Annotated in this window: 22 protein-coding genes; 2 read left to right on the forward strand and 20 right to left on the reverse strand. The window is 66.1% G+C overall.

Annotated features, from left to right (window positions below; genetic code table 11):
- Window positions 1-24: 24 nt before the first annotated feature.
- From HKW67_RS07295 to tilS, 15 genes are all read right to left on the reverse strand, one after another.
- Window positions 25-390, reverse strand: a complete 366-nt coding sequence (locus HKW67_RS07295; protein WP_171224752.1) for a response regulator — start codon at window positions 388-390, stop codon at window positions 25-27.
- The gene (locus HKW67_RS07300) at window positions 387-776 is read right to left on the reverse strand and encodes a chemotaxis protein CheW (protein ID WP_171224753.1); all 390 of its coding nucleotides are present in this window, start codon (window positions 774-776) and stop codon (window positions 387-389) included. The genes HKW67_RS07295 and HKW67_RS07300 overlap by 4 nt, the downstream gene beginning before the upstream one ends.
- Before the next feature lie 31 nt (window positions 777-807).
- A complete protein-coding gene (locus tag HKW67_RS07305; RefSeq protein ID WP_206044637.1) occupies window positions 808-1,866 on the reverse strand; it encodes an RluA family pseudouridine synthase in 1,059 nt (352 codons plus the stop codon).
- Complete coding sequence (gene lspA / locus HKW67_RS07310; RefSeq protein ID WP_171224755.1) at window positions 1,863-2,414, reverse strand: signal peptidase II; 552 nt, start codon at window positions 2,412-2,414, stop codon at window positions 1,863-1,865. Before lspA (HKW67_RS07310) ends, HKW67_RS07305 begins: the two co-directional genes overlap by 4 nt.
- The gene (gene lspA / locus HKW67_RS07315; protein WP_171224756.1) at window positions 2,411-2,956 is read right to left on the reverse strand and encodes a signal peptidase II; all 546 of its coding nucleotides are present in this window, start codon (window positions 2,954-2,956) and stop codon (window positions 2,411-2,413) included. Before lspA (HKW67_RS07315) ends, lspA (HKW67_RS07310) begins: the two co-directional genes overlap by 4 nt.
- Window positions 2,931-3,359, reverse strand: coding sequence for a TraR/DksA family transcriptional regulator (locus HKW67_RS07320; protein ID WP_171224757.1), 429 nt, complete (start codon window positions 3,357-3,359; stop codon window positions 2,931-2,933). Before HKW67_RS07320 ends, lspA (HKW67_RS07315) begins: the two co-directional genes overlap by 26 nt.
- Window positions 3,359-6,652: an isoleucine--tRNA ligase gene (ileS, locus tag HKW67_RS07325; protein ID WP_171224758.1), complete on the reverse strand. Its 3,294-nt coding sequence runs from the start codon at window positions 6,650-6,652 to the stop codon at window positions 3,359-3,361. The genes HKW67_RS07320 and ileS overlap by 1 nt, the downstream gene beginning before the upstream one ends.
- Before the next feature lie 55 nt (window positions 6,653-6,707).
- Window positions 6,708-7,526: a purine-nucleoside phosphorylase gene (locus HKW67_RS07330; protein ID WP_206044713.1), complete on the reverse strand. Its 819-nt coding sequence runs from the start codon at window positions 7,524-7,526 to the stop codon at window positions 6,708-6,710.
- 80 nt (window positions 7,527-7,606) lie between these two features.
- Window positions 7,607-8,218 (reverse strand): DivIVA domain-containing protein, encoded by a 612-nt coding sequence (locus HKW67_RS07335; RefSeq protein WP_171224760.1) that lies wholly within the window; start codon window positions 8,216-8,218, stop codon window positions 7,607-7,609.
- 17 nt (window positions 8,219-8,235) lie between these two features.
- Window positions 8,236-8,919 (reverse strand): YggS family pyridoxal phosphate-dependent enzyme, encoded by a 684-nt coding sequence (locus tag HKW67_RS07340; protein ID WP_171224761.1) that lies wholly within the window; start codon window positions 8,917-8,919, stop codon window positions 8,236-8,238.
- A gap of 11 nt (window positions 8,920-8,930) precedes the next feature.
- Complete coding sequence (locus tag HKW67_RS07345) at window positions 8,931-10,778, reverse strand: protein O-mannosyl-transferase family (RefSeq protein ID WP_171224762.1); 1,848 nt, start codon at window positions 10,776-10,778, stop codon at window positions 8,931-8,933.
- Window positions 10,775-11,542, reverse strand: coding sequence for a diadenylate cyclase CdaA (cdaA, locus tag HKW67_RS07350; protein WP_206044638.1), 768 nt, complete (start codon window positions 11,540-11,542; stop codon window positions 10,775-10,777). The genes HKW67_RS07345 and cdaA overlap by 4 nt, the downstream gene beginning before the upstream one ends.
- Before the next feature lie 35 nt (window positions 11,543-11,577).
- Window positions 11,578-13,551, reverse strand: coding sequence for an ATP-dependent zinc metalloprotease FtsH (gene ftsH / locus HKW67_RS07355; RefSeq protein ID WP_171224763.1), 1,974 nt, complete (start codon window positions 13,549-13,551; stop codon window positions 11,578-11,580).
- A gap of 24 nt (window positions 13,552-13,575) precedes the next feature.
- On the reverse strand, window positions 13,576-14,139 hold the full coding sequence (gene hpt / locus HKW67_RS07360) for a hypoxanthine phosphoribosyltransferase (RefSeq protein ID WP_206044639.1): 564 nt from the start codon (window positions 14,137-14,139) through the stop codon (window positions 13,576-13,578).
- Window positions 14,132-15,508: a tRNA lysidine(34) synthetase TilS gene (gene tilS / locus HKW67_RS07365; RefSeq protein ID WP_171224764.1), complete on the reverse strand. Its 1,377-nt coding sequence runs from the start codon at window positions 15,506-15,508 to the stop codon at window positions 14,132-14,134. The genes hpt and tilS overlap by 8 nt, the downstream gene beginning before the upstream one ends.
- Window positions 15,509-15,644: 136 nt before the next feature.
- On the opposite strand from tilS, the gene HKW67_RS07370 reads away from it, so the two are divergent.
- Window positions 15,645-15,800 (forward strand): hypothetical protein, encoded by a 156-nt coding sequence (locus HKW67_RS07370; protein ID WP_171224765.1) that lies wholly within the window; start codon window positions 15,645-15,647, stop codon window positions 15,798-15,800.
- A 203-nt stretch (window positions 15,801-16,003) separates the two neighbouring features.
- Here the strand turns inward: HKW67_RS07370 and HKW67_RS07375 are convergent, their stop codons facing one another.
- Together HKW67_RS07375 and HKW67_RS07380 are read right to left on the reverse strand one after the other, a co-directional pair.
- Window positions 16,004-17,332 (reverse strand): ammonium transporter, encoded by a 1,329-nt coding sequence (locus HKW67_RS07375; RefSeq protein ID WP_171224766.1) that lies wholly within the window; start codon window positions 17,330-17,332, stop codon window positions 16,004-16,006.
- Window positions 17,332-17,742, reverse strand: a complete 411-nt coding sequence (locus tag HKW67_RS07380; protein ID WP_171224767.1) for a P-II family nitrogen regulator — start codon at window positions 17,740-17,742, stop codon at window positions 17,332-17,334. The genes HKW67_RS07375 and HKW67_RS07380 overlap by 1 nt, the downstream gene beginning before the upstream one ends.
- 159 nt (window positions 17,743-17,901) lie before the next feature.
- Between HKW67_RS07380 and HKW67_RS07385 the strand changes: the two genes are divergently transcribed.
- Entirely contained in the window at window positions 17,902-18,423 is a 522-nt protein-coding gene (locus HKW67_RS07385; RefSeq protein WP_171224768.1) for a type 1 glutamine amidotransferase domain-containing protein, read from the forward strand.
- On the opposite strand, the gene HKW67_RS07390 is transcribed toward HKW67_RS07385, so the two are convergent.
- From HKW67_RS07390 to HKW67_RS07400, 3 genes are all read right to left on the reverse strand, one after another.
- Window positions 18,420-18,884 (reverse strand): RrF2 family transcriptional regulator, encoded by a 465-nt coding sequence (locus tag HKW67_RS07390; protein WP_171224769.1) that lies wholly within the window; start codon window positions 18,882-18,884, stop codon window positions 18,420-18,422. The two genes, HKW67_RS07385 and HKW67_RS07390, sit on opposite strands and share 4 nt — an antisense overlap.
- A 274-nt stretch (window positions 18,885-19,158) precedes the next feature.
- A complete protein-coding gene (locus HKW67_RS07395; protein ID WP_171224770.1) occupies window positions 19,159-20,379 on the reverse strand; it encodes a glycosyltransferase family 2 protein in 1,221 nt (406 codons plus the stop codon).
- Entirely contained in the window at window positions 20,376-21,839 is a 1,464-nt protein-coding gene (locus HKW67_RS07400; RefSeq protein ID WP_171224771.1) for an SDR family oxidoreductase, read from the reverse strand. Before HKW67_RS07400 ends, HKW67_RS07395 begins: the two co-directional genes overlap by 4 nt.
- Window positions 21,840-21,908 lie beyond the last annotated feature (69 nt).

Here is a 21,908-nt window from a genome sequence, read left to right on the forward strand (position 1 = left end):
CGAGGAGCGCGCGACCGCGACGACTTACGCGGCGAGGACGCGATTCACGGCTTCGAGCACGCGGCTGGGCTGGAACGGCTTCACCACGAAGTCCTTCGCCCCGGCCTGAATGGCCTCCACCACGAGCGCCTGCTGGCCCATCGCACTGCACATCAGAATGCGGGCGGCGGGATCGAGCTTCGTGATCTCGCGCACCGCATCGATGCCGCCCATGTCAGGCATGACGATGTCCATCGTGACGAGGTCCGGTCGGAGCTGCTGATAGCGCTCCACCGCCTGGACACCTGTTTCCGCTTCTCCGATGATCTCGAAGCCCGCCTGCGTGAGGATATCCCCCACCATGGTGCGCATGAAGATCGCGTCGTCGCAAATGAGTACCGTTCGGCTCACCGTTCCCTCTCGTCGGCTGAATGCAGGTGCCGCGCGCAGAGCGCCACGGCGTCCAGCGGCACGATGCGATCGAGCGCGGATTCGGACTCGGGTTGGGACTCGAGCGGCGCGTCCAGCACACGGACATCGTGCACGGCATGCACGGCGAGCCCGATGAGGCGCGATCCGTACTCAAGGAGGACGACCGACCCCGCCGTGACGGCACGCTCTCCCGACAAGAGGGCCTGAAGGTCCAGCACGGTGACGATTCCGCCCCGCACGTTGACGATGCCGCGGAGCACCGGCGGACTGCCGGGCACCCGACGCAGGGCGGCGCTCCGGATAACCTCACGGACCTGCTCGACCGGGATACCAAATGCATCCCGATCGGACGCGACGACCAGCACCCGTGGGCGCTGCTCGTCGTGGTCGTCGCCGCTAGTCGAGGGCGTCGTCGTGATCGTCCGGCTTGTGTCCGGGGAGGACTTCGTCGGTTTTGTAGAACCCGAAGACATCGAGCGGATCCTGGTGCGTAGCGAGTTCCGGCATGAGGCTGACCACCGACAGCGACTGCCGCAGGTCCGCCGGGAGCGGCGAACGCAGATCGACCGGAGCGCCGGTCACCGGATGACGGAAGCGCAGCCACGCCGCGTGCAGGAAATGCCGCTTGCCCGGCAACTCGACCAGCCGCCGACCGCCGCCGCCGCCGTACGTGTCGTCGCCCACCACCGGATGGCCGATCGACGACAGGTGCACACGAATCTGATGCGTCCGCCCGCTGTGCAGGTGGGCCCGCAAGAGGTCCGCCGAGTCGAAGCGGCCGAGGCGCACGAAATCCGTTCGCGACATGCGACCATCAGGGACGATCGTCATCTTGGTTCGGTCTCGCGGGTCGCGGCCGATGGGCTTTTCCACCGTGATGTTGTCGGTGGACAAGTGCCCCCAGCAGAGCGCGACGTACCGGCGTGTCACCTTGCGGGCGGCCAGCGCGGCGCTGAGCGAGCGATGGGCCGCGTCGGTCTTGGCCACGATCAGCAGCCCCGACGTGTCCTTGTCGAGACGGTGCACGAGACCGGCGCGCTCCTCGCTGCCACCGTCGGCCAGCGGCTCACCTCGACCGATCAGGGCGTTCACCAACGTGCCCGTCCAGTTGCCCGGCGCCGGGTGCACCACCATGCCGGCGGCCTTGTCGACCACGAGCAGATATTCGTCCTCGTAGACGATGTCGAGTGGAATGTTCTCCGGCATGATGTCGCGACCAGGCGGCGGCGGAATGACGACGTGCAGCCGATCCCCGGCCAGACTGCGATACGACGCCTTCTCGGCCTTGCCGTTCACCGTCACTTGTCCATTGGCGATCAGCGTCGCGGACTGGGTCCGCGACAGCTCGCAGCGGCGTGACACGAGCAGATCGAGCCGCTCGCCCACGTCGCCACTGTCGTCGGTGACGTCAAAATCGTGCACGACGCCAGAGGGGGCGCCTGGAAGCGCGCTCACGACGCCGCCGTTTGCTGCTGTGCCTTGTCCAACTGCCACAATGCGATCACGAGACAACCTGCTCCGATAGTAACGGCAGTGTCGGCTACGTTGAACGTCCAGAAGCGGACGTCGCCGAAGCCGATGTCGATGAAATCCACAACGCCGTCTCGCAGCCGAATACGATCGAGCAGGTTGCCGATCGCTCCCCCGACCACGACGGGCACGCCGAAGGCGGCGAGCCGTGAGATCCGGGTGAGGTCGGCCGTGGCGCGAATCAGCACCACGACAATCACGACGCTGAGCGCCGCAAAAATCCAGCGTGACGCAGGACCGAGGTGCATGCCGAAGGCCGCCCCCGGATTGTACGCGAGCGTGAAACGCACCACGTCGCCGATGATCCGATGTGGAATATGGCGCGGCGCGAGGTACTCCACGGCCAGCGCCTTCGAGATGGCGTCGGCGGCCGTGATGAACAGGACGAGCATCCAGAAGCGCGGCGTGGCCGAGGCGGCCGGCACGTCGTTGACGACGGCCGACGCGGTGGCACTACGGGTCGGGTTGGTCATCGCGAGAGATCAGCCGATTCTGTGGCGGCAGCAGCCGCCGCCGTTTCGCGCTTCTCTTCGCCCCACAACACCAGCGCTAAAAGGAACGCGCCGCCGCTGACGGCCATGTCAGCCACGTTGAAGGTCGGCCAGCGATGTGCCCCGAACCCGATATCGATGAAGTCGACGACGCCCAAATCCGATCGGATCCGGTCGATCACATTGCCGAGCGCACCCGCCGCCACGAGCGAAACGGCGAGCGCCTTGCGCAGGTCCTCCTGCGCCGTCTGCTGATACAGCCGCCACAGGATCACGAGGGCGCCAAGCGTGAGCGCCATGAAGATCCAGCGCGAGTAGTCGCCCAGGTGCAGCCCGAAGGCCGCGCCGGGGTTGTACACGAGCGCGAAGCGGAACCAGTTCCCGAAGACCGGATTGGACCCGCCGGCGGGCGCGAGCGTCGCGACCGCCACGGCCTTGGTGATCAGGTCGAGGACGAGGACAACGAGCAGAACAGGAATAGCGACGAGTGCCTTCACATCAGCCCTTTTTTGCGTCTTCCTCACGCTGCTTGCACGCGAAGCAGTAGCGCGCATGCGGCAAGGCGTCGAGTCGCTCGAACGCGATGTCTTCCCCACACTGGTGGCACTTGCCGAAGGTCTCGGGCGCCTTGTACAGCCGGCGCAGTGCCTGGTCGATATGGAAGAGGAACCGGCCTTCCTGCGACGCGAACAGGAACGCTTTCTCGCGTTCCATCGCGTCGGTGCCCTGATCGGCCATGTGGAAGGAGTAGGCGCTGGTGTCGCCGTCGGCGTCACCGTTCGGTCCGAACGCTTCCCCGTGGTGCCCTAGCTCCTTCAATACACGCTTCCGCTCTTCGAGCAACCGCTTCTCGAAGTGCTGGAGCTGTTTCTTGGGCATCGGCTTCGACTTCTTCGCGTCCTTCGACGCGGCGTTGGATCCAGCCATTACGACCCTTCCTTGGTGAGCGCGAGGCGGATCGAACGTCCATCGACGTCCACCACCTGCGTCGCGGTCCACGTGGAACCGTTGCCATCTGCATGGAACGGCGAGCCTGCCTCCGTGCCGAGCAGCAATCGCACGGCAAGAACCTCGTCGGCGATCCGGCCACGGTGCGTGGCCACAGCGCCCTCCAACTCCTCATCGCCGGCGATTGCCACCGCGATGCGGTCACTGACGTCCAGCTGCGCTTCCTTCCGGAGGCGCTGCACCTTGCTGATCACTTCGCGTGCCAGACCTTCAGCCCGCAGTTCTGGCGTGATGGTCGGGTCGAGCGCCACGCCGTATCCGCCGTTTTCCTGAACGACGGCGGCACCCGAGGCGCGACGGATGATGGCGACGTCGTCGGGGGCAATCAAGCGCGGAACCCCTTCCACCTCGATCGTGACCGATTCGCCACTTGCCAGTTGACGGATGAGCTCGACTGGCATGTCGGGTACAGCGGCAGCGACCAACGGGGTTTCCTTCCCGAACTTCTTGCCCAGCGTACGGAAGTTGCCCTTCACCTCGAGCGAGACGAGCGCGTCGGTCGAGCTCACGAACTCCACCAGCTTCACGTTGATCTCGGACGCCAGGAGGGCCCCCAAAGCCGACGCCGGTCCGGGATTACCCGGCACCACGCACTGCACCGACGGGAGCGGCTGGCGCACGTTGATATCGGCCACATCGCGCGCGGCCCGGGCTAGCCCCGCCAGTGTCCGGATGTCGTCCATCGCGGCCTCGAGCGTCTCGTCCACCGGCGTCGGATGTGTCCGCGTATACGACGCGAGGTGCACCGAGGTTCCGGTGAGGGCCCGATGCACCGCATCGGTCATGAACGGCGCGAACGGCGCCAGCAACCGGCAGGTGACGGCCAGCACTTCGTGCAGCGTGGCGAACGCCGCCCGATTATCGGCGCTTTCCACTTCATAGAAGCGGGCGCGCGACTGGCGGACGTACCACTTCGACACGTCGTCGTCCATGAACTGCATCACGCGACGGGCGGCCAACGTGGCGTCGTAATTGTCGAGGTGTGCGTTGACCTCGGCTTCCACCCGCGTGAGCCGCGACAGAATCCATCGATCCAGCACCGGGCGGTCGGCCACGGCCGGATCGTTCGCACTCGGCGCCCACCCGAAGTTGGCGTACTGGGCGAAAATGCCGTTGTACACGTTGCGGAACGTGAGCAGGAAGCGTCCCGCCGTTTCGCGAATCGCGTTCTCGTCGAAGCGACGCGGCACCCACACCTGGCTGGTCCCGACCAGGAACAGGCGCACGGCATCGGCGCCATGGCGCGCCAGCACCTCCCACGGGTCGACGGTGTTGCCCTTGCTTTTGGACATCTTCTGTCCCTGCGCGTCGAGCACGAGGTCGTTCACGACCACATGCCGATACGGTGCCGCGGTGCGATCGGTGTTGTTCGGCAGCGCGTCGCCCAGCCCGGTCGCGATCGCGATGAGCGAGTAGAACCAACCGCGCGTCTGATCGACGCCTTCGCAGATGAAGTCGGCCGGGAACTGCGCCGCGACCGTGTCGCGGTTCTCGAACGGGTAGTGCCATTGCGCGAACGGCATCGAACCCGAATCGAACCACGTATCGATCACTTCCGGCACGCGACGCATGGTGCCTTTCCCCGACGGGGCCGGCCACGTGTATTGGTCGATGTGCGGCTTGTGCGGATCGAAATCCTCGGGCAGCGGCCGACCGATGCGCGCGGCCAGATCGGCGTAGCTGCCGATCACGTCGATCTCGGTGGCATCCTCGTCGTTCACCCACACCGGGAGCGGCGTGCCCCAATAGCGGTCGCGCGAGATCGCCCAATCCACGTTGTTGGCCAGCCACTCACCGAAGCGACCTGTCCCCACTTCGCTCGGATGCCAATCCACGGCCGCGTTGCGCGCCATCAGGCTCTCACGCACCGCGGTCGTGCGGACGAACCACGAGCCGCGCGCGTAGTACAGCAGCGGCGTCCCGCAGCGCCAGCAGTGCGGATACGAGTGCGTGAACGTGGTGGCCTTCCACAGCACATCGCGCTCGCGCAGGACCTCGATGATGCGCGCATCGGCCTTCTTGACGAACACGCCGCCCACTTCCGGCACGTCGTCGGTGAACTCGCCGCGCGCCGTCACCGGCTGCAGGAAGGCGAGTCCATGACGCTGCCCAGCCGCATAGTCGTCGGCACCGAAAGCGGGCGCCATGTGCACCACGCCGCTGCCGTCTTCTGCGCTCACGAAATCTTCCGTCACGATGACTTCGTGACGCCCCTCGTCGGGATACGGCACCCAGTCGAGCGGTCGGCGATAGCGCTTGCCAGACAGGTCGGCACCGGTCATCTGTCCGGTCACCTCCCAGCGATCGGCCCAGTCGGCACCGAGCACACCCGGTACGCGCGCTTCGGCCAGGATGATCGTCCACTCGGCGCCGGTCTTCTTACGCAGCTCGACGTACGTAAGCGTGGGATTCACCGCGAGGGCGGTATTGGACACCAACGTCCACGGCGTTGTGGTCCATACCAGAATGCGGCGGCGCTGCGCCGGTGCGTTGCCATGCTCATCGAGCAGATCGAGCGCCACGTATACGCTCGGATCGTCCACGTCGTCGTAGCCCTGCGCCACCTCGTGACTGGACAGCGCGGTACCACAGCGCGCGCAGTACGGCAGGATCTTGTGACCGCGCACCAGCAACGACTTCTCATGCAGCGTACGCAACGCCCACCACACCGACTCCACGAAATTGTGCGAGTAGGTCACGTACGGGTCGTTATAGTCGAGCCAGTAGGCGGTGCGCTGCGACAGCTTCTCCCAGTCGCCGCGGTACTTGAACACACTCTCGCGACAGCGACGGTTGAACTCCGCCACGCCGGTCTGCTCGATCAGCTGCTTGCCGCCAAGCTTGGCGATTTCCGAGGGATCGACGCCCTGCCGCGCCGCTTCCTCACGCTGCAATTCTTTCTCGACTTCGATTTCTACCGGCAGGCCGTGCGTATCCCACCCGGCCTTCCGCGGCACGAAGTACCCTTGCATCGCGCGATGGCGGCAGAAGAGGTCCTTGATCGTGCGTGAGAATACGTGGTGAATGCCCGGGCGTCCGTTGGCCGTGGGCGGCCCTTCGTAAAACACGAACGGCTTGGCCCCGGCGCGCGCGGCCTGCGCCTGCTCGAACAGCTGTTCGGCATCCCAGCGCGCGAGCAGTTCCTGCTCGAAGGCGTCGGCGCCCGAGTCGGGGAGGAGCGGATACGTAGCGGTGTCCTGCGGTGCGGTCATGAGAGCGGGTAATTCGGAGCGTTCAGTCAGGCGGAGAAACGGCGGGGGCGCGGTGCTACAATCGCGCGATCACGCCCTTCACGACGGCAGCAAGCTTGGGTTCGGCGGAACGGGCCACGCCGACGATCTGCGCGAGACTCGCCGGCTCGAGCGCATCAGGCAGGCACTTATCCGTAATGATGGAGAGACCCAGCACACGCATGCCGCCGTGCAGCGCCACGATCACTTCCGGCACGGTGCTCATGCCAACGACATCAGCACCGATGCCGCGCAGGAATCGATACTCGGAGCGCGTTTCCAGATTGGGCCCCTGCACGGCCACGTACACGCCTTCGCGCAACGTGATGCCGTTCTGCGACGCGACCTCGCGCGCGAGTGCGCGGAGTGCAGGATCATACGGCTCCGACATGTCGGGAAAGCGCGCGCCCAGCGTGTCGTCGTTCGGTCCGATGAGCGGATTGTCGCCCAGCAAATTGATATGATCGGCGATCAGCATCAGATCGCCTGCCGCCCACAACGGGTGCATGCCGCCGCAGGCGTTGCTCACGATCAGTGTCTCGGCGCCCAGCGCGCGAAGCACGCGCACCGGGAACGTGACCTGCTGCAGCGAATAGCCTTCGTAGCGGTGAAAGCGACCCTGCATCGCCACCACCGTCTTGCCGCCCAGGGTGCCGCAGAGCAAGCGGCCCTTGTGCGACTCCACGGTGGAGAGCGGAAAGTTGGGCAGATCCTTGTACTCGATCGTCTGCTCGACATCGATCTGTTCGGCAAGGCCGCCAAGGCCGGTGCCGAGGATGATGGCCACGTCGATCGCGCGCGGGAAGCGCGCGCGCACGGCTTGTGCGCACGCTTCGATACGTTCACGGGCGTGCAGTCCGAGCGCGGGATGCGACAGCCCCACCGCCGTGTGTTCCTGCGTGTACTGCAACGACGGTCGCGAATTCTGTGAAGCGCTCATGAGTCATCCTCGACGACATCGAGCCAGGACGGCGTCGGGGCCGCGGGGCGTGGAGGCAACTCGCGGATCTCCTGTACCACCGCCGGCTCGGCGCGCACCGCCGACATCGTGCGCGGCGTGGTGAACTCGGGGATCGGTTCGGATTCCGCCGCGTTCAACTCGGTAAGCTGTCGTTCCAGATGGTGCCGCAGCTGCGCGAGGTAACTGCGACGCGTACGCCAGAGCGCCTGCACTTCATCTTCAGCCCGACGCAGTTCATCGCGCACCCCTTGCAGCAGCTTGTCGGCCTCGGCCTGCGCTTCACGCACGATGAGCTGGGCCTCGCGCTCGGCCTGCTCCTTGATTTCGCCACGCAACTGCTGCGCACTGACGAGCGCTTCGTTGAGCGCCTTGTCGCGATCGCGAAACGACTTCAGCTGCTCGTGGAAGTTGCGCGCCTTCTGATCGAGCTCCTGATTGGCGCGCGACAGGCGCTCCAGTTCCTCGGCGACTTGCTCGCGGAACTGGTCCACGCGTGCGCGGTCATAGCCACGCAGTGCGTTGCCGAAATCGAAGCGCCGCGCGTCAAGCGCGGTGAGATGGAAGCCTTGGTAGCCGTCGTCCGCCATGCGAATTCCCGGATGAATCAGGTCCGACTGCCGAACAGCACTGTGCCCAGCCGTACGTGCGTTGCGCCTTCCTCAACAGCGACTTCGTAGTCGCCCGACATCCCCATGCTCAACCAGTCGGCGCCGAACCCGGCCGCCTGCAGCTGTGCCCGTGCATCCCGTGCGCCGCGAAAGACGGTGCGCAATACCGACTCCTCGGCATCGAACGGCGCCATCGTCATCACACCCCGGACCCGCAAATTGCTGCAAGCGTGGAGGCGCGCAGCGACGGTCGCCAGGTCGTGCAGCGCGAATCCACTCTTGGTGGACTCTCCGCTCACGTTGACCTGCACCAACACTTCGAGCACCCGCTGCGCCTCGCCAGCCGCGTCGTCGAGCGCAACGGCGAGCCGCTCGCTATCGAGACTGTGGACGAGGTCGAACTTGGCGGCGTTCTTCGCCTTGTTGCGCTGAAGGTGACCAATCAGATGCCAGCGGACGGGCACCGTCACCTGCGCCATCTTTGATTCGGCTTCCTGCACTTTGTTTTCGCCCACATCGTGGACGCCCGCGTTCGCGGCGGCCATGACGGCGTCCGGGCCGTGCGTTTTCGTGACCGCGATCAGGGTGACGTCCTGTCCGTGTCCTCCCCGTGCGCGTGCCGCGGCAATGCGCTCACGAACCTCCGCCACCATCGTTGCGACATGGTCCGAAATTGGCATAGCACATAAGGTTAGGGAGCATTGCACGACGACACAAGTAACGGGTCGTCGAACCGCTGCACTTGCGTACAGCGCAGCAACGCCTGCATCTGCGCGACGGCCGGATCGGCACCCACCGGGACTGGCGCCAAGACCGAACGGGGCACCTGCTCCCTGGCCCGCGCCAAGGCGCCCGCGTCGAGCGTGATCGCCCCCGGTGCGGTGGTGGCTGACGGCGCAAATACCAGTCCCTGTAGCGCCCACCCCTGCGTCCGATCGACGCGGTCGCGATCGGCGCGCGACAGCAGCGCGCTCACTCGCACCGCGCGGCGGTCTGCCGTGGCGTGGATCATCACCGATCGCAGCGTCGCTTCAAGTCCCGGCCAGCGGCGTACCGCCTCAGGCGGCAGCAGCCGTCGCGCGGCGAGCGCTTCCCTATACCATGTGGCGCCAAGCAGCGGCACGGTGACCACGGTCACGTCCGAGCGATAATCTTCGACCTGCTGCAGATACCAGAGTGGGAAGGTGTCGTTGTCGCCGCCGGCGAGGAGGACCCCCCGCTGCGGCACGGCGTCGAGCAGCAGGCGCGCATACGTGCGCGGCATCGACGCGATGGGTTCCCGGGTGCGATCCATCACCGCGCGGTTGGCCACCAGCGGCACCGCGCCGATCAGCAGCGGCAGCGCGGCGATGGGAGCCGGCAGACGTTTGGCGATGGTCGCCGAGATCGCCGCGAGACCGGCGCCGGCCAAGAGTCCCCAACTCCAGAAGCCGAGCACGAAGAAGTAGTCGCGCTCGCGCGCCTCGTGCAGGGCGCCGGCCGGGATGAAGCTGCCGCCGAACGAAGGACCGGCCCGCATGTTGAGCCAGAATGCCACGCCAGCGGTGCCACACAGCAACAGCACCGCCATGGCCCGGCCCACGCGCGCCTCGTAACGCCACACGGCGCGCAGCCCTAGCGCCGCGAGCCAGACGAACGAAAGGGTGAGCATCGTGCGGGGTACGGACGGCGTCGGGAAGGGATGCACGCCAAACGCGACCTGCCAGTCGGCCCATTCGAACACGTTGCCCAGTTGCAGCCAAAGCGGCGCCATGCGCGGCAGCAGTCCCGCCACGTCGTACTGCTCTCGGCGCAGTACAGCGAGCAGTGCCCGCAGTGAATCAGGATGGCCCGACGCCAGTTCAGGCCCCGCCGCATAGAGCAGCGGCAGCACCGCCACGGCCGACACGCCGAGCATGCCGAGCGCGCCCCAGCCGGCCACGTCGACCAATCGAACGCGCGGTCCCGCCCACGCGAATACCATGGCCGCCGGCAAGGCGACCAGCACGCTCAGATGCAGCGGTACCGCGAGGGCGGCGATGAACACGATCAGGGCACGCGCGCGTTGTCGCGCCTGGTCTGACACGCCGGGGCGACCGGCGAATTCGCCGGCGGCCAGCATCACCGCCGAGAAAAGCAGCGAGACCGCGTACACCTCCGTCTCCGTGGCGTTGCTCCACACGGTCGTCATCGTGCCCGCGAGCACGGCGCCGACGACGGCGCCGCGCGACCCGATCCAGCGCTGCAGCATCGAGGCGCCGACACCGCCCACCAGCGCACTCGCCAGCACCGAGAGCATGGTCACGGCGCGGGCCGGACCGGTATTGGAGAACACATTGGAGACGACGTGCGCGATGAGCACCCACAGCGGCGTACCGGGGGGATGCGGGATGCCCAGCGTGCGGGCAGCGGTGACGAGTTCGGTGGCGTCCCAGAATGTGAGATCGGGCGCTGCCGTTGCGAGATACGCCGAAAAGAGCACGACCATCGCCAGCACCGGGGCGATGACGGTCCGGGGCATCTGAAAGCGCGCGCGCGGCGAGGTGGAAGGCGCCGTCATCCGTTCGTCTTCACGGCGCGACCAGCGAGCAGATCACGCACCTGTACGGGCGTCAGGCGCACCTGCAGGGCGCCGTTCCGCGCCACCGACACGACGGCGGTTTCCTCCGACACCACGATCACGATGGCATCGGTCTCCTCGGCGAGTCCCAGCGCCGCGCGATGTCGCGTGCCGAGCGAGCGATGCGCGACGGCACCCTGCGAGAGCGGCAGGATGCAGCCGGCGCCGACGATCGTGTCGCCGCGAATGATCACGGCCCCGTCATGCAGCGGCGAATAGGGCGTGAAAATCGTGGTGAGCAGATCGGCCGACACTTTCGCCTGCAGCGACGACCCACTGTCAATGAAATCCGAGAGCGGGACATCACGTTCGATGGCGATGATCGCGCCCACGCCGGAGCGCGAGAGCCGTTCGACGGCATCGGCGATTTCGTCTTCCACCGGCCCCTGTTCCACGCGCCTGAACAAACGGGTGACCGGTGTCTGGCCGATGTGCGCCAGCGCCGCGCGCAGTTCAGGCTGAAAGATGATCAGCAACGCGAACACACCGTAGGTGAATACCAACCCCAAGAGGTAGGTGATCATGGTGAGTTGCAGGAGCGACGCGATGGCGTACGCTGCCACCAGCACGGCGACACCACCCAGAATCTGGAGGGCCCGCGTGCCGTGAATGAGCAACAGGATGCGGTAGAACACCAGCGCGACGACCCCGATTTCGAGGCCGTCGCGCCATGTGAACTGCATCGTGAACTGCGTGAGCTGCACGCTAGGTTGGTCCGCCGTAGCGGACCCGTGAGGCCTTACGCAGGGGCGATTTCCGGGCCGCCCAGCATCGGCGGCAGGATCGGGCGGGCGGCCGGCGCCGCCGGTGTGGCGAGCGGTTGCGTCGGCATCGGCATGTCAGGCGGCAGGCGCGGCGGCAGCTCCTTGCCGGCCTTGAGCAGCAGGATGTCGTCGCGCGTGAGCGTCTCGCGTTCGAGCAGCTGCGTCGCCACGATGTCGAGCAGCGACCGATTCTCGGTGAGCACGGCGACGGCCCGGGCATGCGCCTCGAACGCCACACGCTTCACTTCGGAATCCACCAGCTGCGCCGTCTGCTCTGACACTTCGCGGCGCGACTGAATGTCACGACCGAGGAAGAGTTCCTGTTCCACGTCACCGACGAGGATCGGTCCGATGGTGTCGGAAAGTCCCCACTGCGTGACGTAGCGACGGGCAATGCTCGTGGCCTGCTGAATGTCGCTGGCCGCGCCGGTGGTGACGCGGTTGTGGCCGAACACAATCTCTTCGGCCGCACGCCCACCGTACGCCATGACCAGCTTCGCTTCGAGCTGCTCGCGCGTGACCGACACGCGGTCATCCTCGGGGAGCGTGAAGGCGATGCCGAGCGCGCGACCACGCGGCACGATCGTGACCTTGTGCAACGGATCGTTGCCGTAGACCATCATCGCGCACACCGCATGTCCGGCTTCGTGGAACGCCGTGAGACGGCGCTCGTCGTCCTTCATCACCAACGACTTTCGCTCGGCGCCCAGCATGACGCGATCCTTCGCTTCCTCGAGATCGCTCATGAAGATCTTGTCGTGCCCCTTTCGGGCCGCGAGCAACGCGCCTTCGTTCACGAGATTCGCCAAGTCGGCACCAGCCATACCCGGCGTACCACGCGCCAGCGAGTGCACGCTCACGTCGTCGGCCTGCGGCTTGTTGCGCAGGTGGACCTTGAGGATGCCTTCGCGGCCACGGAGATCTGGCGCGTCGACCACGATCTGGCGGTCGAAGCGACCCGGACGCAGCAGCGCAGGGTCCAGGACGTCGGGGCGATTCGTGGCCGCAATCAGGATCACGCCATCGTTCGACTCGAAACCGTCCATCTCGACGAGGAGCTGGTTGAGCGTCTGTTCACGCTCGTCATGACCGCCGCCCATGCCCGAGCCGCGATGACGGCCGACGGCATCGATTTCGTCGATGAAGATGATGCAGGGCGCATGCGCCTTGCCCTGCTCGAACAGATCGCGCACACGCGAGGCACCGACACCGACAAACATTTCCACGAAGTCGGAACCCGACATCGAGAAGAACGGGCGTCCGGCTTCACCCGCCACGGCCTTGGCGAGCAGCGTCTTACCGGTACCCGGCGGACCGACGAGCAGCGCACCCTTCGGCAAACGTCCGCCGAGCTTGGTGAACTTCTGCGGGTCCTTCAGGAACTCGATGATTTCCTGCAGTTCGACCTTGGCCTCGTCGGCACCGGCCACGTCGGCAAAAGTGATCTTCGGCGTGTCGCCGCTGAGCAGCTTCGCTTTGCTCTTGCCGAACGAGAACGCCTTGTTGCCGCCGGCCTGCATCTGTCGGAACAGGAAGATCCAGAAGCCGATGAGCAGTACGTACGGCAGCATCGTGATGAGCAGGCTACCGAAGTTCGCGCGCGGCTCACTGGCGTTCGTGCGCACACCACGCTCGAAAAGGCGCGCCTGCTCCTTCTCGGCCGAACCCGGCACCAGACGCGTGACAAACTTCCGCGCCTCGCGGTTGTTCACACGCACCGGCTGGTTGAATTGACCGGCCAGCACGTTGTCGGTCTGGAACGTGGCCGTCTTGATGTTGCCGACTTCCAACTGCTGTCGATACGCGTTGTAGTCGAGTTCCGGTGCCTGCGTCTCGCGGCCGTTCCCATACGTCAGGAAGGCGACCGGAATCAGGATCACCAGGATCCAGAACGACAGCGTTTTGGAGAAGCGTCCCCAGTTGAACGGCTTCTTCGGCGAGGGCGTCATGTTTGGTGCCATAGGGTGACCGCCTTACTGCAGGCTGGCGACATACGGGAGGTGCCGAAAATTCTCGGCATGGTCTAGCCCGTAGCCAACCAGAAATTCGTGCGGCGCATCGAACCCGATGAACCGCGTGGGATGATGAAGCTCCGTCGCGATGTGCTTGTGCAACAGCGCGCAGATTTCCAGCGAACGCGGCTTCCGGTCGCCCAACAGCTCGATGAGCCGGTTGAGCGTTCGACCAGAATCCACGATGTCTTCAACTAACAGAATGTGTTTCCCCTCCAGTTCCGTTTCCGGATCGTAGAGAAGACGCACGACTCCGCTCGATTCCATCGCATCGCCGTAGGACGACGCCACGAGGAAATCGACCTGTAGCGGTCGGGCAATGTGCCGCACGAGGTCGCTGAGGAAGATAAAGCTGCCTTTGAGCAGGCCGAGCACGAGCAAATCGCCGTCGGGATACGCCGCCGTGATGTCCGCGCCCAACTCCTGCACGCGCGCTTCGATGGTGTCGGCGTCGTACACAAGGCGCCGGACGGCACGGCCGTCGAGACGGGGGTCTTCCGCGCTGGGTTGGCTCTGCTCAGTCAAACTCGGGCTCACACCGGTACCAAATCAACTCCGGCCGACCGGGCCGAGACGGTGCCGCAAGACCACGGCAAACCCCAGGAACCCACACCAGCTCGCTATTCACGAGCAGGACCGGCCACGTCGACCGGTCCAGCGCAGGCACATGTGCTTCTGAAAAGTACCGCGTCACGCGCCTCCCTGCTGGGGCACCAGCGGTTCGGATGCGATCTCCTGCGGTCCAGACGCGCAGCGCGACCTGTTCGCCACGGGGAATCCCCATGGTCCACAGGTCCTGCTCCGCGACACTTCCCGATGACGGCGCCGTATGCAACCGTCGCCACCGGAACCGTCCAACGCGTGGTGGCAACGCTTCCGCGGCACCTGCCCATGCTGTTGCACCGTCGGGCGACCGCTTGGACGACGCTCGCCGCACTTCGAACCGATCGCCTGGCGGTTCGCCCGTGCCAGGACGGCGCCGTATCACGATCGCTCCGCCCGACACGAGCACACTCGAGCCGCTTCGACCCGCCGTGGTAAACTTCACGAGCTCCCGAGTTCCTTTGGCGTCGAGCGTCACGCCGGCGCGGGCGCAGATAGCTGGCCAGAGCACCGCTCGCCCTTCGCGCGTCGTGCATTCGAGTGCCGCGGCGGGGCACGACACGCGCGCGCCTGATGGTGCGACCGCCACGCCCATGGCATCGACATGCCGCTCCACGTCTCGTCGCCACGTTGCCGCCTGATCGGCGATCGCGAGGATCTCGTCCGAGAACCCGGGCGACGCAGCCTCGAGTGCGGGCAGCAGTTCGTGGCGCACGCGCCCGCGCAGGAAGGCGCGAGAGACGTTCATCGGATCCTCGACGTACGCCACCTTCTCCAGCACGGCCCATCGCGCCAACTCGGACCTCGACACCCCGAGCCAGGGTCGCACCACCATCGAGGGAGCGGCCAGCGCCGCCATCCCGCGGGCGCCCGCTCCGCGCAGCAGTCGCATGACGACCGTCTCGAGCTGGTCATCGCGCGTGTGCGCCGTGGCCACGCGCGCCTTGAAGGCGCGGGCGATCCGGCCGAGAAAGTCCCAGCGCGCTGCCCGCCACGCCGCTTCGCTGTGCCCCGGTGTGCGGGAACGCTCGCGCACCACTGTGAGCCCAAGGCGACGCGATTCCGCCGCCACCAGCGACGCCGCATCGGTGGCGTAGCTGCCGGTACCGTGATCGAAGGTGGCCACCGCCGCAACGCGCTCGGGAGCCCACCGCGCGATGGCCTGCAGCAGCACCATCGAGTCGCGTCCACCGGACACGGCCAGCACCAACGGTCCGACGACGGGCGCCATGGCCACCTCGAGCGACGCCTGCAGCAGTGCGTCAGGCGGAAAGTTCGTCAGTTCGGACATGTTGGACTGATCGCCTGCGAGCCGCGACGCGTCAACCACCCCCCTACCTTCCGGCGGCCGAGTTGCTTACTCTTTTCAGCACTTGGCGGACGCACGCAGCTGTGCGCCCGTCATCAATCGACTCCGGAGACAGACAGTGGAATCACACGGAACGCTGGGAACCATCTGGGCCTCGTTGGGGATGACTGCCTATTACATGGCGCTCATCTGGATCAACATTCTGCTCGGACTCTTCCTGTCTCCGCTGTTCATGATCCCGATGACGTGGCTGCAGGATAGAAAGAAGGCCTAAGGCTGGCTTTCGGATAAGGAAGGGGGCGCTCACCGTTACGGTGAGCGCCCCTTTTGTTTTTTCTGCGAACTGCCAACTGCTTAGGGGGCAGGAAGGAGGGTGTCAGGGAGGAGGGGGCAGGAGGGACGGCGATGCAGTCCTGCGCCATCCCTCCTGACACCCTCCTCCCTGCCCCCTAAGCAGTTGGCAGTTACAGCGCCCGTTTACGCACTCCTCACCACAGCCCCCCGCAACTCACTCGCGGACAACACCACCGCGTCACCCAGCGCCGTACGCCGCCCCGTCAGATCACTGAGATCTGAGCCGTGGTACGCTTCTTCGCCGTGCTCCGCCAGGTCGATGCCCTGTACTTCGGCGTCCACGCGAATGCGCAGCGGCATCACCAGCTTGAGCGCAGACAGAATGCCGAAGCTGGCGACGCCGGCGAAGGCGACGGTAGCGACGACGGCAAGCACCTGAATGCCCACCAGCGTCGGGTTGCCACGCAGGAGACCATCGGCACCGATGGGGTTGACGTCCTTCGACGCGAACACACCCGTTAGCACGGCGCCCATGATGCCGGCCACACCGTGACAGGCGAACACGTCGAGCGTGTCGTCGAGCGCGGTCTTCGAGCGATAGTGCAGCACGAAGAACGAGACCGGGGCGGCGAGGAAGCCGATGGCGAGTGCCGACATTGGGGTCACGAAGCCCGCGGCGGGGGTGATGGCGACCAAGCCGACCACGGCGCCGGTGGCGACACCGACGGCCGTCGCACGGCCGCTCTTGAACAACTCGAGCAGACTCCACGTGAGCAAGCTCGCCGCCGCGGCGGCATGCGTTGTGACCAGCGCGTTCGCCGCGATGCCATCAGCCGCGAGCGCCGAGCCGGCGTTGAAACCGAACCAGCCGAACCAGAGCATCCCGGCACCGAGCAGCGCGAACGGCACGTTGTGCGGGACCGTAGGAACGCGCTTGAAGTCGCGACGCGGGCCGAGGACCTTCGCCAGTACGAGCGCCGTGATGCCGGCACTGATGTGCACCACCGTGCCGCCGGCGAAGTCGAGCGCGCCGAGGGTGCGGAGCCAGCCGCCGTCGCCCCAGACCCAGTGCGCCAGCGGATCATAGACCAACGTGGTCCAGATGAGGCCGAACGTGAGATACGCGACGAACCGCATCCGATCGATGATCGCGCCGGAGAAGAGCGCGACCGTGATCCCTGCGAACATGGCCTGAAAGGCGGCGAACAGCAGATGCGGAAGCGCCGCCGCATACGTGGGATTCGGCGTGGCCGTGACACCTTGAAAGCCGAGGAAGCTCAAGCCACCGATCCAGTTCGAGCCGGGACCAAACGCCAGACTGTAGCCAAAGAGTACCCACTGTACCGTGACGACGGCCAGCGCGCCGAGGCTCATCAGCATCGTGTTGAGCGCGCTCTTGCTGCGAACAAGACCGCCGTAGAAAAACGCCAACCCTGGCACCATGAACAACACGAGGGCCGTCGAGATCAACACCCACGCCGTATCGCCCGACGAGATCGTTGGCGCCTGCATCAGTAGTCCTCCTTGTTCGGTACGCGCATCTCGAGCTGCGTCTGACGCATGATCTCGTCGGCATTCACGGCGGTGAGGGCATGATTATCGCGCTCTCCCGTGCGGATGCGTACGGTGTGATCGAGTGGCAACACGAAGATCTTGCCGTCGCCGACATCACCGGTGCGCGCCCCTTCGCAGATCGCGTCGATCGTACGCTCGACAAACTCTTCCGAGCAGGCCATTTCAATCCGGACCTTTTCGTGAAATTCGAGCACCACCGATTCTCCGCGATACTGTTGTACGACGTCGCGCTCTCCGCCGTGCCCGCTGACGCGGGAGAGGGTCATGCCGGTCACGCCGACTTGAAAGAGCGCACGTTTCACATCCGCCAGCTTCTCCGGGCGGATGATGGCGACGATAAGCTTCATGTTGTTTGGGGCGAAGGGCGGCCGGTCGCAGTACGATCCCCGAGATCAATAGCACCCAGCGGGGGAGCGTTTCCGGCCTCGACCAATTGTACGCACAGGAACACCAGCTCGCTGGCCTCCCCCCGCATTCCCGACCTTTTCCTGAATCTGAGACTCGCTATGTCGTCACTCGGCACGATCGCCATCCTCGTCGGCCCGGACTACGAAGACCTCGAGGTCTGGTATCCCAAGCTCCGCCTCGAAGAAGCCGGCTATCACACCCCGCTGATCGGGAACGGGGAAGCGATGTATCACGGCAAGTGGGGCTATCCGGCTACGATGGACGGCCAGGTGGCCGACCTTGATCCGGCCACCCTGCGCGGCGTGGTGGCACCGGGTGGATGGGCGCCCGACAAGTTGCGGCGCGATCCGGCGGTCCTCTCCCTCGTGCGGCGTGTCTACGAGCAGGGGGGCGTCGTCGGCACGATCTGCCACGGCCCGTGGATTCTCATCTCGGCCGGCATCGTGCGCGGCAAGCGCATGACCTCGTCATTGGGCATTCGGGACGATCTCACCAACGCCGGCGCCCAATGGGTCGACGAGCCCGCCGTGGTCGATGGCAACATCGTCAGCGCCCGGGTGCCGAAGGACCTCCCGGACTTCACGCGAGCCATGCTGGGCGCGTTGGGCGACGCGCGCTAGGGGTAACTCGTCGCAACGACCATCGATTCCCGACGTACGAGCAGCGGCACCAACTCGGCTCTAGGTTCGAGGATATCGGCCAGCGTCTTCTGATCGAGCACCGCGAGAAACGCGTTCAGCGCCTCGTCGAACGTACCGGTCAAGCGACACGCCGACGAGATCGGACAGGTGTTTTGCTGAGGGTCGAAGCACTCCGCGAGCGCGAGGTTCTCCTCGGTCTGTCGAACCAGTACGCCGATTGAGATGTCGTGGACCGACTTGCCCAGCCGCACGCCCCCGTGCCGTCCACGCACCGTCTCGACGTAGCCGAATTCGGAGAGTCGGTGGACGATCTTCACGAGATGCTCGTAGGACATGTTCATGCGTTCAGCGATTTCGTTCACCGTGATGCAACGCTCAGGTTCCAGGCCGAGCAGCATCAGGCATCGCAACGCATTGTCGGTGAATCGTGTGAGACGCATGCACGGAAGTTGCTGGCCGCGACGGTCGAGGCTATCAGGGAATCCCTTTCTTCGCGGACGGAGCTTCCCTGCTCATCGGCCATCAGTGCGCGGAGACGGGAATGCCAGCGCCAGAGCAACGGGACGGCAACGTCAAAAGCAACAGCGGGAACACGGAGCTGGCGGATTTCACGGATCACACAGATAAACCAAGAGCGCTTTTGCTTATCTGTGTGATCGGTGAAATCGGTTCCCTCCGTGTTCCCGCTGTTGCTTTTGCCGATACCCTCGCGCGTCAGTTCGCGCCGTCGGTCACCAGCGTGTCGTACTGCCGTCCGCGCCAGCGCGTTGGCGTGCGGGCCGTGCTGAGCGTGAGCCGCCAGGCCGCGGCGCTGTCCGACAGCCAGGACAGCCAGAACGGCCAGCCCCGCTCGGCGTAGCTGTGCCGCAACGCCACAAGCATCATCAGCCGCACCAGCAGCGCCGAGGCGTTCACGAGCAGGAGCGCCTCGAGCAGCATCGCCTGCGGATTGTCGGCGGCGGGCCAGCCCATCGACCCAAGAACGGCGCCGAGCACCAGCAGCATCGGCAGCGGCAGCGCCTGCGCACTCCACACCAACGCCACGTCGACCCAGCGCCGCCAGGTGGGGGTGGCGTCCTTCAAGTCGAAGCTGCGTCCCCACTCACGCCACATCTCGGCCAACGACACATACGCGCTGACCTGAATGATCTTCGAGCCGTCGAGAAAGCCCACGCGTGCGCCGTGTGACGCGAGGTGCCGCGCCAGCGTGACATCATCGCAGAACGACGCGCGGGCGGGCGCATAGCCGCCGTGCTGCTCGAGCAACGCGCGGCGCGCCACGAAGCACTGCCCATTGGCGAGCACGCGATCGGCAGGTGGCTGCGTGGCACCGGCGGCCCCGCAGCGATAAACCAGCGTGACCAGCATCGCCGGTTGCACGAAGCGTTCGGAAGACGTCTGGTCGCGGAACTGGGGCGAGAACGACGCCACGTCGTAGCCGTCCTGCTCCACCGCGTCGACCACGGCACCGACCAAACCGGGTGCGGGAACGGTGTCGGCATCGATGCCGAGCACCCACTCGCCCTTCGCCTGCCGCAGGCCCGTCTCGAGCGCCCAGACCTTACCGACCCAACCCGCGGGGAGCGGTTCATCGGTGACCAGTCGAATACGCGGATCACGCGCCGACGCGGCCTCGACCAGCTCACGGGTGCCGTCGGTGGAGCGGCTGTCCACCACCAGCACTTCGAGCATCGGAGACGTTTGCGCGGTGAGCCCCGCGAGACACGGACCGATGCGCTTCGCTTCGTTGAGCGTGGCGACGATCACGGTCACCGTCGTGTCGGTGCGCGGCGTGAGTCGGGGCGCGATCGGTGGACGGCGAGTCCGTCCCGGCATGAGGCGCGTGAGGAGCAACAGCAACATCGGCACCTGCACGGCGAGCAGCGCGAGCCCCAGGCCACGTGCGACGTCAACCACGGAGATGGTCGCGTTCATAACACCGGCTCGCCAGACACGCGCGTGCGTACCGCTGGCGCGACGACCGGCTCGGCCATCGCGAGTCGAGCGACCGCCTTCGCCATGTCACCGAAGATGAACAGGTGTGCCGGATACATCGCGTACCAGTAAAGAAGTCCGAAAAGACCGCGCGGCGCGAAGAGCGCCGTCTGAATCAGCCGTGTGCCCTCGCCTTCGGGCACGGCCGAAAACTGCAACCACGCCTGTCCAGGCACGCGCATTTCAGCGCGCAGGCGTAACAGGCGCGGGCGCTCGACCATCTCCACCCGCCAAAAGTCGACCGCCTCTCCAAGATACAACCAAGCGGGGTCGCGGCGCCCGCGCCGCAGCCCGGGTCCGCCCACCATCCGGTCCAGAAAGCCCCGGATCTTCCAGAGCCAATTCCAAGCCAGCCACCCTTGATCGCCTCCCAGCCGACAGAAGGCCCGAAACACCTGATCGGGGCTGGCATCCACATAAATCGTGCGCGTCTCCTCCAGCACACCCTCCCGGTCACGCAGTTCGTACGACGCGCCACCGCCCAGCGCGTCGCTCCACCGCGACTCCACGGCGTGTGCGGTCAGGCGCGAGAGGGCACGCTGGACCGCGGTGCGATAGGCCATCGGGCGCACGTCGGGAAACAGCTCACGGGCCTTGGTGGTGTCGGCCAGCACCGGATGAGCGATGCCCTCAACCAGCGGCGTGGCCAGGCGCGACGGGATCGGCGTGACCTTATCGATCCAGAGGGCGGCCAGTCTCGGCGACATCACCGGCACGGCGATAATCGTGCGACGAAGACCGCGCACCTCGGCGTAGCCGTGCAGCATGTCGCGGAACGAAAGGACGTCGGCGCCGCCGATCTCCACGATGCCGGACGGGCCATGCTCGCGGGCGCGAACCAAATACGTGAGCACGTCGCGCACCGCGATCGGTTGCACCTGATTCGTGATCCACTTCGGCGCGATCATGAACGGCAGGCGCTCGGCCAGGTAGCGTACCATTTCGAACGACGCCGACCCCGAACCCACAATCGGCCCCGCGCGGAACTCCGTGGTTGGCAGTCCGCCTCGCAAGATGGCACCCGTCTCTCCGCGGCTCTGGAGATGCTCGCTGGCGTCGTGCGCATCCGGCACGAGCCCGCCGAGGTAGATGCAGTGCTTCAGGGCACGCCCCGCCTGCACGAAATTCCGGGCGGCCACCCGGTCGCGCTCGGCGAAGTCCGTGGCGTGCGTCATGCTGTGCACGAGGTAATACGCCTGATCGACGCCGTCGAGCGCCCGGGCGAGCGAGGCCGCGTCGAACAAATCGCCGGTCACCACCTCGACATCGTGTTCCCACCACCGCCCGTGAATGCGGCGCGGGTCACGGACCAGCAGCCGCACCGGCACGCCCCGCTCCACCAATCGAGAGGTGAGGCGGCCGCCGATGTAGCCTGTGGCGCCGGTGACAAGCACGGTCATGCGGTGGGGACGGTGGCGGGTTCGGTGATCGGCACGTACGCTACCTAACGCTACGCCTCTTCCCTCCCC

This window comes from Gemmatimonas groenlandica (assembly GCF_013004105.1).
In the GTDB taxonomy this organism is placed as follows: domain Bacteria; phylum Gemmatimonadota; class Gemmatimonadetes; order Gemmatimonadales; family Gemmatimonadaceae; genus Gemmatimonas; species Gemmatimonas groenlandica.